Here is a 12,311-nt window from a genome sequence, read left to right on the forward strand (position 1 = left end):
GCAGCCGCATTTACCCGTATTTTTTTACATAAAACACCGAAACAATCATCCCAAAACCCATCGGCTGGCAATGTTTAATAATCTTTTTTTCTATCACGTTCTTCGTACTTATATTCGATTTTGGCACAATATTATCTTTTACCGAAAAGTAGAAATCAAGAATTTCCCAACCGACCTTGCCCCCAACACCCCGATTTTAATCGTTACCAATCACCAAAACACGCTCATGGATGCCTTGGCGGTGGTGCTGAATGTGGGCGCTCGTCAACCCTATTTTTTAACGCGCGCCGATATTTTCAAAAAAGACTTTGTCAGAAAACTGCTCATGTACCTGAAAATGCTACCCGTGTACCGCCTGCGCGACGGCATGGACGAAATGCAGCAAAACGACGAGATTTTTCAAATGTGCGTCAATATTCTGAGCGCTGGGGGCACGTTGGCGGCGTTTCCCGAAGGCAATCACGGGGTGCAGTACCACCTGAGACCGTTCAAAAAAGGCTTGGCCCGGATTGCATTCAAGGCTGAAATGGCCCACGACTGGAATCTCAACCTGCAAATTCTCCCCTGCGGTCTGTATTACACAAACTGCCAGAAAATGGGCGAAAAATTGGTCGTAAATTTTGGAGAACCCTTCAGCGTCCGGGACTTTAAGGCGGAATACGAGCAAAACCAACCCCGCTCCCTGACCCAACTCACCAAGCGCATGTCGGACGAAATCAAAAGCAAGATGCTGCATTTTGACGACCTGCCCCACCACGACACACTCAAGTGGCTGACTGATACCGAGATACGAAAAGAAGGAGATTTGATAAACAACGTGCTCGACAAAGCAAAAGGACTGGAGCGACTACGTCAACTTGACACCGAAACCTACACCAAGCGACTGGAAGAAACCAAAAACCTAAAGCATACTTTATCCAAACAGGGCATCGAAGCTGAAATTTACGGGCAACCCAAACCTTCCGTTTTTGCCTTGGTTTTACAAACCTTGGGTCTGCTACTCAGCGCTCCCGTGGCGCTGTATGGCTGGCTCAACAGCGTCATTCCGTATTCCATTCCGTTTTATGTTACCAAAAAACTCAAAGACAAGCAGTTTTCGAGCGCCATCCGCCTTGTGCTGTTTGCCCTCATTACCTTCCCGTTTGTGTGGCTGATTCAATGGGGCATTGTTTTGGGTCTCACCGATTTTAAAACCTCCGTTTTGTACGCGCTTTCGCTACCTTTTTCGGGTTATTTTGCGCACCGATGGGCGCGATGGTGGAGCGAAACGGTGCAGTTATGGAAGCTGCGCTCGTAAACAAATCCTATTTTCTAAAACTCCCCTTACCCCATAAAAATAGCCCGCACTGGAGAATCAATGCGGACTTGAACTATTGTAGGTGTGGATAAAAAAATCAGGCAATTTCTGCCATTTCTGGTTTCAGCGGCTTGCGTCCTTTGCCAGTCAAACGGTCTTTGAGGCGATCAACGATTAAATACGTGGCCGGAACCACAAACAGCGTGAGTATCAACGAACTGGTTAGGCCACCGATAATCACCCATGCCATCCCGTTCTTGGTTTCGGCGCCAGCTCCGCTGGCCAACGCGATGGGCAACATCCCGAACACCATCGCGAGGGTTGTCATCAAAATGGGGCGCATACGCTCTTTTCCCGCTTCAATGAGCGCGTGAATTACGTCGTGGCCTTGCTCTTTCAATTGGTTGGTAAAGTCAACAATCAAAATCGCGTTTTTGGCCACCAAACCTAGCAACATAATCATCCCGACAATGGAAAAAACGGTCATGCTTTCCATGGTCAAGGCCAAAGCCAAGATGGCACCAATCAACGCGACGGGAATGGAAAATAAAACCACAAAAGGGTAAATTACGCTTTCGTACAAGCCCACCATGATGAAGTATACCAACAAAATGGCAATCCCCAATGCCAATCCCAGACTACCAAAGGCGTCGGATTGTTGTTGTAATTGGCCTAGATACTGGACCGTTACGCCTTCGGGGAGTTGTACCTGCGCCATTTTTTTCTGAATATCGGCCCCCACCGTACCCACTGGGCGGCCGATTACCTGCGAATTGACGGTAATAGACGACAAGCGGTCGATGCGTTCGAGAACACTCTCTCCTACCTTTTCTTCCACTTTGGCAAACTGCGACAGTTCAAACGATTTGCCTTGGCTATTTACAAAAAGCAATTTGCTGACATCTGCTAAATTACTGCGGTCGAATTGGTCCAAACTTATAAGAATATCGTATTCGTTACCGTTTTGTTTGAATTTAGAACGGTCGTTTCCACGAAATGCATTTTGTAAAGCAATACCCACATCTGAAGCACTGATGCCCAATTGCGCCATTTTTTCGCGGTCAAGATTTACCGTAATTTCGGGTTTCGGGTCTTTCACCGAATATTTTACATCCTGGGTGCCAGGCACCGATTGCACCACTTTCAGTACTTCTGCGGCTGATTTACGAATCACTTCTAGGCTCGTGCCTTTTACGGCAATCTGAATCGGAGCCTGCGCCGACCCCACGATGCTGGTCGCGTTCACGGTCACTTTTACGCCTGGAAGTTGACCGACTTCTTTTTTGAGCATTTGCCCAAAATCATCCGTCGAAAACTTCCTTTCTTTTTTATCAATCAGCTTCACGTTAATGTCGGCAATGTTGCTATTAGAAGCCGTACTAATGCCGCTACTGGTGTAGCCAATATTCGAAAATACGTTTGTCACCTCTGGGTGTTGCATGATGATTTCTTCGGCGCGTTGGGCAATGGCGTTGGTCTGGTAAATAGAAGCCGTAGGGGCCAATTCTAACTGGATGCTCATTTCACCCTGATCGCTTTTGGGCATAAATGCCGCCCCAATAAAGCCCGCAGGAACCAGCGAAACCGAACCCACAAACAACACAATAACGGCCAAATACATCCAACGCTTGTGGCCCAACACCCACTTCAAATAGTGCGTGTAGGTGGCAATGATACGGTCGAGCAAGCGCTCAAAACCGATGTTCAGCTTACCCCACAAACTCTTCGGATTCAGGGTTTCCATTTTTCCAAAACGCGAAACCAACAAAGGAGTCAGCGTAAAAGACACCACCAAACTCATCAACGTTGAGAAAACCACCACGAGCGAAAACTCCCGCAAAATATTGCCAATTAAGCCTCCCGTCAAAGCCAAGGGAATAAATACAACGACGTCGACCAAGGTAATGGCGAGGGCCGTGAAGCCGATTTCGCTCCGTCCGTCAAGGGCGGCGGTGCGTTTGTCTTTTCCCATTTCGAGGTGTCGATTTATATTTTCCAACACCACTATCGAGTCATCTACCAGAATCCCGACCACCAGCGAAAGCGCCATGAGCGTCATCATATTGAGTGAAAAGCCCGCCACGTACATCAGCAGAAACGTGGGCAAAATTGAAGACGGCAACGCCACCAGTACAAAAAGTGAAGAGCGAAAACTGTGCAAAAACATCAGCATCACGACCGATACAATCAATATAGCCAAAAATAGGTCATCGACTACGGCGTGGGCCGAGGCCAATGTATACACCGATTGGTCGGAAGCAATGGTGAATTTAAGGTTATTTTTACCGTGTTGTTTTTCCAACACCGTAATTTTTGCCCGCACCAACTCACTCACCGACACGGCGTTGGCATCCGATTGTTTTAAAATCTGAATCCCAATCGACGGCTTGGCGTTAATGTGGTTGATGGCGCTGGGTTTGGCGGTCGCATCGACCACTTCTGCTACATTTTTGAGTAACACCTGACTTCCATCGGCCCGGCGCGCTACCACCAATTCCCTCATGCGGTTGGTGGTTTCGACAGACGCGTCAAAACGAATAGAATACTGCGAATTTCGCGTTTCGAGTTGGCCCGCTGGATAGCTCGTGTTAGCACTATTGATGGCCTGCGAAACCTGCACGATTGAGACACCATACGCCTTGAGTTTTTCACTGTCAACGTTGACCTGAATCTGCCGTTCATTGCCTCCAATCAGGTTCACTTGCCCTACTCCAGGCACGTTGGAAAGCTGAGGTTTTAGCTCGTCATCAATCAAATCAAACAACTCGGTAGGCGACAAATCGGCGGTAACGCCCATCCGCAAAACGGGCAATTCGTCGGTAGAGAATTTATTGACAATCGGGCGGTCGGCTTCATCGGGCAAGAAGTTAATAATCTGCTCCACTTTCCGCTGCGCGTCTTGTTGGGCGAGGGTCGTATTGATGCCGTTTTTCAACTGAATGGTGACAATCGACACACCTTGTTGCGAAATCGAAGTCATCCTATCCAAGCCTTCGAGCGACGACAGCGCGTCTTCGATGCGTTTGGTGACGTTGGTTTCCACCTCATCAGCCGACGCCCCAATGTAGGTCGTAGCCACGCTGATGACGTTGGCTTCAAACTTCGGCAACAAGTTATAAGACAATTGCTTATACCCCAAAACACCGAATAAAATCAGAACGATGAACACCGTTGTGACCAGTAGCGGTCGCTTAACGGCAATCTCGGTTATTGACATGGTTGTTGTATTTTAAAAAGGGTGTATTATTTCGTAATCTGTACTGGCTTGCCTTCACTTAGGTTGAGTTGGCCCGTTATGACCACCGTGTCGCCCGCCGAAAGGCCGCTGAGTACTTCAATTTTATCGCCCAATTCACGGCCGATTTTGACGACACGCTGTTGGGCTACGTTGTTCGCCACCACGTATACGTAAGGGTTTTTGAGGCTTTCCACCAAAGCCAAACGCGGAATTTGCAAGGCTTTTTGATTAGATTTTTGTGAGAAATCTACATTGACGAACGTTCCTGCTTTCAAACCAAGGGAATTACTGACCGTCACTTCGACGGGATAATTGTGCTCACTGTTTCCCTGCGGAGAAATGTAGGAAATGGTCCCCGACAGAATCCGATTCGGAAAAATATCGCTGCTCACCCGCACCGACTGCCCAACGCGGAGTTGATACACGTCACTTTCGTTGACCAGCACTTCCGCTTTCAGTCGAGAAACGTCCAAAACAGTACCGAGAACAGCTCCCGCATTGATAAACTCCCCCACTTCGATGTCTTTTTTAACGATACGGCCGCTGATGGGTGCTTTTACGGTAGCGTCAAGCAACTGTTTTTTGATTTGCTCCGCCTGATTTATGGCATTTTCATAATTGTACTTCACCTCATTTACTTGAAGTTCGGTGGTGGCATTGCCCGCCAAAAGCGTATTATAACGATCAACATCTTTCTTTAACTTGCTGATGGTAAGCTGCGTAGCTTCGAGCGACAGCTCTTTCAATTTATTGTCTACCTGAACCAACACCGCTCCTTGGTTCACCTGCGTGCCCAAGTTAAAGTTGACGTGGGTAACCCGGCCTGCGGTGGTGGCCGAAATTGCGGCTTCTTTGAAAGGAATTAAATTCCCCGTTTTTATCAGTTGTTGACTTACATCGCCTTCTTCTACTCGGCTGACGGTAACGGGAATAGCGATGGTGACATTGGTGGCAGGTAATTGATTTTGGGTGTCAATCTTCTTTTTATTGGAAGAAAGGCGAAAGGCAATCAGGCCCATAACGGCCAATACAGCCCCGATGACGATGAATGTGGTCTTTTTCATGGTTCGGCTGAAATTTCTAAAGTTGGTTGTAAAAAGTGAGTAACGAGCCCTGCGATTGTTCCAAATCAAGTCGGGCTTGGTAAAAATTGATGAGTGAATTGATGTAATTCGACTGCGCCTGTCGGTACGAATTATCGGCATTGATTAAATCCGTCAGCGACTTCGTGCCCTGTTTGTATTGCAACGTGGTGATGTTGTACACCTCTTGCGCCAGTTTTACGGTGCGGTCGTCGTTTTCAATATTGGTTTTCGATTTTTGAATTTGCGTATGGGCATTGCTGAATTGCAACTGATAGGCAGCTGTATTTAACCGAAGCTGCTCCTCCTGCGTCATGACCGTCAGGCGATTCTGCTGAATCTGGGCGTCACGCTGAAATCCGTCAAAAATGGGAATATTCAACCGCAACCCTATACTACCAAAGCCCGTAAAATTGCGGAAGCCATCGGCCAATTGATTGCCCAATGCCAACGTGCCGTAACTCGCCGAAAAATTGAGCGTGGGTTGGTAGCCCGCTTTGGTCCGCAACAACTGCAAGCGCTGCAAGTCTAGATTTGCATTTGCTTTCTGGTACGAAATCAAGCTCTGCGCGCTAAAATTAGCTTCCTCCACCGTGGGCACTTTCTTTAACAAAAGAGTATCTGAAAGCGTAAGCTCTGCTTCCTGCGGCAGTCCCATCTGGTATTTTAGGCGGTTTAGCGCCAGCGCCAAGTTGTTTTCACTCAGCGAAAGTTGAGACCGGGTGTTGTTAAAACTCACCTCCGTATTGGTATAGTCAATCGGCTGAATCACGCCGTTGTCGCGCTGTAATTTCAGGATATTAAGTACTTGTTGTGTGCGTTCAAGGTTATCTTTAAGCAACGCAATCTGCTGTTGCACAATGAATACCTGATAATAATTGCTCGCAATGTTGTAAATGATCTCCTCACGGGTTTGTCGCACACTGAGGTCGGCCAATTTTTGATTGGCTTCGTTGGCTTTGATACCAATGAGCAGCGATTTGTCATAAATCGTTTGGGTCAGTTGTGCCGATAAGTTGGTTTGATACTTAGAGCCCAACGAAATACGTCGCGGCTCTGGTCCCGCAAAGCCTGCGGGCAACAGCGTGGTTTGCAGTTTAAGGTTATCCGTAAAATTTCCCGTTCCTGACACTTGGGGCAAATACTGTCCCAGTGCTTGCCGCGCTTGCTGGTTGGCGGTTTCGACTTGGTACTGCGCCACGCGCATCGAACCAAAATGCTGCAATCCGTAGTCGATGCACTCTTTCAGCGATCGACTTTGCTGCGCTGAAGCGGCTAACCCCGCCCCGAGGGTGATGATTAAAAAGGCTGCTAAACGTTTCATTTTTGTAAAAAATAAAGAAAAATATGGATTGTTGATATATCAATAGTAGACATATCAACTAATTAAATAAAAAAAACTAATTGTCAATGGCGGCAGAAATTTTCCTCAAAATTGTGAGCAATGTTGACACTTCCTCAGTGGTGAGTTGGTTAGTTACCTCTTGGTTGAGGGTAGCTGCCATCTCGCTGATTTTTTCAATGGTAAATTTTCCTGCGGGCGTTAATTGAATTAAATTTTTACGTCGGTCGGTATCGTCGCTTACGATTCTGACGTAGCCATCGCGCTCTAAAGTGCGAATAGAACGCTGAATACCCGATTTGTCGCGCTGGAGAAAGTTAGCAATGTCTTGCTGCGACAGTAATCCTTCGGTCGAATGATTGACCAAAAACAAAATGGGGAATTGTTCGATTTGAAGCGTAAAACCAGATTTGGAAAGCTCCCGGTTGACCTTTCGGGCAAACAAATGCGACACATGGTTGATGTTAAAGGTCAGATATTGCCCCAGTTGTCCCCATATTTTTTCCTTTATACTTTGCTGTTCATTCGTTATCATGGCACAAAAATAAATATTGTTGACATATCAACCTAATTTATTTCTAAAAAGTTTCAGGGTAATAGGAAGAATCACTATTTATCAATCACAATTCCTTCAAAATCATCCAGTTTATTCAACTTAAACTCCAGATAACCGTTTTTCCAAGTGTATGCTATCGGCTGTTTACTAACCATCGAGAATATTTTTGAAGGTTTGTAGTCTATTTGAATTTTGAATGAAAGATTGGATACGGGCAAAGGCTCAAAATAGGTATTTCCGCTGAAGCCCGTAATATTGACCAAATGCAATATCAGGCCATCGGCCGATTTTTTGGCTTTGTTTTGGGGAACGTTTTTGATGTATTCTTTCAAAATTACCTCCACGCGCTCGTGGGCGTTGGTTTGCAGCAGTTGGTTTGCTTCGGGATAAACAGAATCAATCACATCCAGGACAATATTCTTGTGTTCTTCGTACCCATGCAAGTAATACAAACGCCCCACATTAACGGGCAAAATCACGGCTTTGCTGCGCGGATGTTGCTTCAAGCCCATGGCAAAATAGCCCGTAGGCTCGTGCCCGCCGATTATTTCGGGCGGTCCAGGTCGACCTTTGCTCAGAATGGGCAGAAATTGTTTATCTGTTCCCGAAAGGTCATACAAGCCTAAATTAAACTTCCAGAAAAGCATTTTTTGCTTCATAAAACGCTTAAACAACGCATGATTGTCGGGTTTGAGGTAAAAACCGCTGCCTTCATGGTCTTTATTGAAGATTTTTGCTCCGAACAATTGCTGCAAAGCGTCGGGGTTATCAAACATCGTTTGGTTGGTTGCCAGCAGATTTACGCCCTGTTGAGAAGCCTCTTTCAACACCTGTACCGAAGCACTGCTCAAATAAGTAATGTCGGGCAAAATCACAAGGCGGTAGTGCTTCATCTTATCGGCCAAGTGCTCAATTTGGGCGTCTTCCACAATATCAAACGGAATATGGGCTTCTTTGAGCATCAGTTGAATACCGCGATACTCCTGCATCGGCGCGCCACTCGGCCACGCGCCTGGTGCTACAACCGCGATTTTGGCCACCGAGGCATATTTTCCAAAGTAAGGCTCATACCTTTTATGATGGGCATAGACTTTTTTGATGACGTCATAATTGCGCTCGTCTTCGTAGCCGCGCATATCCCCCATCATGCTGATGTCAAGTCCTGAGCCGTTGGCGATATTTTCGTACAATCGAATGGAAACCTCTTCGGGCTCCACGGCATTGTAGCGCGACTGAAACGAAATCTGCTGAATACTACTATTGCTAATGATGTGGTCAGGAAAGGAATTGATGGCATTTCCCACGTTGTCGGAGGCCGAGTACGGCCAATACGGCAGGCTGTTGGTTTGTGATTCGTGGCGGATGATGTCTACGTACTTGTCCATGTAAGTACAAATCGCGATTTGATTGCTTTTGGACTTAACCAATTCATGGAGCCGCTTCGACCAATCTTCGACCGTAAACTTTTTAAAAGCCAAATATTTTTGAAAAACGGGGTCAGCTTTGTTCTCTTCTGTGGGTAGGGTCAGGCCTTGGCTGTACTCCGCAAAACGCTTTTTGTCGTATTCATTTTGGTCAATGCCGTGGTATTTTCCCTCATACGGGTTGTTGACCTGATAACCTGGCATGTTGAGAAAAATGCCGTCAATACCGTAGTTATCAATCACTTCCTCAATGATTTTAAACGCACGGTCTTGCACATACGGCGCATTGATAGACACCACGTACATATCTGTATTGATGATGCGCTCGCCTTTGGGCGAGGTATAACACCAATCCGGATGCGCCTTGAAGATACTTTCATGTACCCGGCTGAAATCAAACCGCACAATGACTTTTATCCCCCGCTGATGACAACGCTGAATGACATCGCCCAACATATTTCCCTTCATGTAGGGGTTGGTGTAGTGAAAATCGAGTTTAGTTGGATAAAATGCCATGATTCCGCCCGCGTTGATGAGCAGCGTATTGGCCGAACAAGCCTCCAAATCTTTGAGTAACGAATCAGGGTTCAGCGTTGCGGCTTCGTAAGCGGGCAAATTGGTCTGAATGACCCGCAGGTTATTTTTTTTCCACCACGGCATATCGACGGGCCATTGGGCGGTGGAAATCGTATTTTTTTGGGCAAAAGAAGGCAAAAGCAGGAGCAGAAAATAAAGCGCGAAGCACAGCTTTCTCATTGAGTTCGGGATGGGTTCGTTTTGGATGTATAACTCAGGAAAGGGACGAAAAACGAAAATTTACCCTCTCAGCCACTCGTGAGGCTGCAACTTCAGTACTTGTCTTCTGCGCCGCCGCCCGCAAAATCTCCACCGCCAAATTCAACACCATTTTCGGCCGATTGACTATTTTTGGTCATTTGAGAAATCACGACCATTTCAATCGCAAAACGCTCGTCATTGTCTTTTTCGGTAGCATAGATAAAACCGAATTTAGGCGTTTTGAGAGAACGAATGAGGGCAAACGCGCTAACCGCCGCCACAACACCGACTAAAATCAACACCCACTCAATGGCCAGCATGGCGTGATAATAACGGACCGTCAGAATCGTAGCCACAATGCCCAATAGCCCCAACAAAAGCAAAGTACGGTTGCGCCAGCGAAAACCGCCGTACAGATAGAGCATAGGAATTAAAATGCTAAATACCCAAAACAACCCCGCAAAGGCAACTTCAGGAGAGGGCGAGCCGAGTCCGTTCAGTTCGGCATTTAGCTCCCGAACCACAAAATAATTGCCTGCCGCATAAAACAGTACCAAAGCGGCTGTGTTGACCCAATAAATGGCTAATTTCCAATAAAAAGTACTTGATTTTTGGCTCATATTTCGCGTAACGACAAAAAACGCCGCCGCGTAAATCATCAACGCAAAAGGCAAAAGGGCTTTGCCAATGGGGTTTTTCATTAATATGGAAGCCAGAATAAACATGCCCGACAGAAAAGCCCCCAACGCCACCAACGGCTCCCCAAAACTATAAACCACCACCACCAAAACGGGTAAACAAAACAAAACACCTACCCAAATCTCATTGATTTTCAGCGCATCATATAGCTCAAAAATGAGCGGCATCGTAGCCCCAATGATGCCGTAAATGAGCGCATTGTCTACCCCCGCAAAATGCAGTTGTTTCCGTTTGATGAGTCGGAGCAACAAAAAAGTAACGCCCAAACCGTACAACAGCGCCGTGAACGCAAAGCCTCCCCCCTCACCCATAATCATAAAAACAAACCCTCCCCCGAACATAAAACAAATGTACCCAAATAGAAAAAGACCGATTTTGATAAATACGTTAGGATTATAGGGTACCTGAGCGTGCGATTGAACGACTTCCGCTAGTTGTTCCGTCGATAACAAACGCTCAGTATGCCATTTTTTGGCCATCTTTTGGGCGTATTCGTTCAGAAGAAGCGTTTCGTTGTAAGCTTTCATAATCAAAATAGAATGCTAATTTTAATGATAAATATTAGGGCTTTGGACTCACACCTGACTACTCACCGCAACGGCGGCCGCTCCTCGTCCCTTACTTTCAATAATTTTTTAAAATTCAGGAAAAACCAAATCACTCCTCCCGTACTTGCCGCTACGTAAAACATCCCAAAAAATGCCCACAACGCTTCGTTCATCACTTCAAAAAGTAGGTAAGTAAACGCGATGTATCCGTAAACCACCGCCATCAACAAGAAAAGAAACGATTGCGAGCGGCGGGCATAATTTACAAACAGCCAGCATCCTGCGGCAATCGGCAACGCAAATTCAAAGGCCCAACCTTCCTCACGAAACAACCCCGCCAATGAACCTATAAAAAAGACGTTTCCTCCGAGCAACAAATACGTAAATGAGAAGTGTTTTTTGAAGTCCATTCTCTCCGAAGCTACTCCTACCCCAATGTATAAAACGCCCAAAAGCACGCCCGTCACGATGAGTTTCATATCGTTAAAATCGTTGTTGCTCAGTACTTCCATCGGCGCAACGGTAATTCCCACCCACGAAGCAAAGGCCGTCAGTCCCATCGAAAGAACACCCCGGTGGTCGAACCGATACGCACAAAACAGAAAAAGGACCGCGGGTAAAACAGTCGCCAGGCCATAGCGTGTACCGAAAACATTATAGCGCCATTGTACATATCCCTCCAACATCAGAAACAAGGTACAGGCAATGAGCAAGGTAAAATCACTGAACTTGGCCTCATTTTCGATGAGGCCCCGCGAAAATGGGACACTCGTGCGGTAGACGTAGAAGAAACTTCCCGCAGTTAGCACCGCCAAAAGGGCAATGAGTGCCGTGTGGCCAACGGTGTCAATGTTGTTGTAAATGAGCACACCCACACCCGAAGTAAAAAGTAAAATACCCGCGTAGAGCAGGCTGCGCAGCAGGATATACAAAGAAACGGGGCGGTTGCGCTCGTGCGTTTCCAATTGTCCACGCTGCTCGTCGGTCAGGAGGTGGCGTTGTTGCCACTCATCCAAAAGAAATGATAAAGGGTTCATATAAACAAAGGTGCTCATTTAGCATGAAATCAAAAAATGTACTTATTTACCGTACCTATTTTGTGAAGCACCACTTTGTTAAAAGGCTATCTATCAATGATATACCTCTTATTTTTCATTAATTTGGCCTATAAATTCTTTTTTTTTCAAGATTTAATGCCTCAAAAAACATTTCATCCCCTAATTTTGTGCAATTTTTGCAGCAACCCTGTTGCAGAAGTTAAAAGTTAGACGCGCCCCATTTGTCAGAAATATCCCTTTTAGGGTGTCTGAAAAGGTCAAAGCGAGCGACGAATAACAGATAACTGATA

Annotated in this window: 8 protein-coding genes; 1 reads left to right on the plus strand and 7 read right to left on the minus strand. The window is 46.3% G+C overall.

Features of this window, described 5'->3' with window-relative positions:
* The first annotated feature begins 70 nt into the window (after positions 1-70).
* Positions 71-1,297: a 1-acyl-sn-glycerol-3-phosphate acyltransferase gene (locus GVN20_RS06445; RefSeq protein WP_166557545.1), complete on the plus strand. Its 1,227-nt coding sequence runs from the start codon at positions 71-73 to the stop codon at positions 1,295-1,297.
* Positions 1,298-1,394: 97 nt separating this feature from the next.
* On the opposite strand, the gene GVN20_RS06450 is transcribed toward GVN20_RS06445, so the two are convergent.
* The 7 genes from GVN20_RS06450 to GVN20_RS06480 all read right to left on the minus strand — a co-directional run bounded on the left by GVN20_RS06450 (position 1,395) and on the right by GVN20_RS06480 (position 12,000).
* Positions 1,395-4,514, minus strand: coding sequence for an efflux RND transporter permease subunit (locus GVN20_RS06450; protein WP_166557546.1), 3,120 nt, complete (start codon positions 4,512-4,514; stop codon positions 1,395-1,397).
* Between the two features lie 26 nt (positions 4,515-4,540).
* On the minus strand, positions 4,541-5,599 hold the full coding sequence (locus GVN20_RS06455) for an efflux RND transporter periplasmic adaptor subunit (RefSeq protein WP_166557547.1): 1,059 nt from the start codon (positions 5,597-5,599) through the stop codon (positions 4,541-4,543).
* Between the two features lie 16 nt (positions 5,600-5,615).
* Entirely contained in the window at positions 5,616-6,941 is a 1,326-nt protein-coding gene (locus tag GVN20_RS06460; protein WP_166557548.1) for a TolC family protein, read from the minus strand.
* Positions 6,942-7,017: 76 nt separating this feature from the next.
* The gene (locus GVN20_RS06465) at positions 7,018-7,494 is read right to left on the minus strand and encodes a MarR family winged helix-turn-helix transcriptional regulator (protein ID WP_166557549.1); all 477 of its coding nucleotides are present in this window, start codon (positions 7,492-7,494) and stop codon (positions 7,018-7,020) included.
* 74 nt (positions 7,495-7,568) lie between these two features.
* Complete coding sequence (locus tag GVN20_RS06470) at positions 7,569-9,695, minus strand: alpha-amylase family protein (protein ID WP_166557550.1); 2,127 nt, start codon at positions 9,693-9,695, stop codon at positions 7,569-7,571.
* Between the two features lie 92 nt (positions 9,696-9,787).
* Positions 9,788-10,942, minus strand: a complete 1,155-nt coding sequence (locus GVN20_RS06475; protein WP_166557551.1) for a hypothetical protein — start codon at positions 10,940-10,942, stop codon at positions 9,788-9,790.
* A 62-nt stretch (positions 10,943-11,004) separates the two neighbouring features.
* Positions 11,005-12,000, minus strand: a complete 996-nt coding sequence (locus tag GVN20_RS06480) for a DUF2157 domain-containing protein (protein WP_166557552.1) — start codon at positions 11,998-12,000, stop codon at positions 11,005-11,007.
* Positions 12,001-12,311 lie beyond the last annotated feature (311 nt).

The organism is Runella sp. CRIBMP (assembly GCF_009905605.1).
Taxonomy (GTDB): Bacteria; Bacteroidota; Bacteroidia; order Cytophagales; family Spirosomataceae; genus Runella.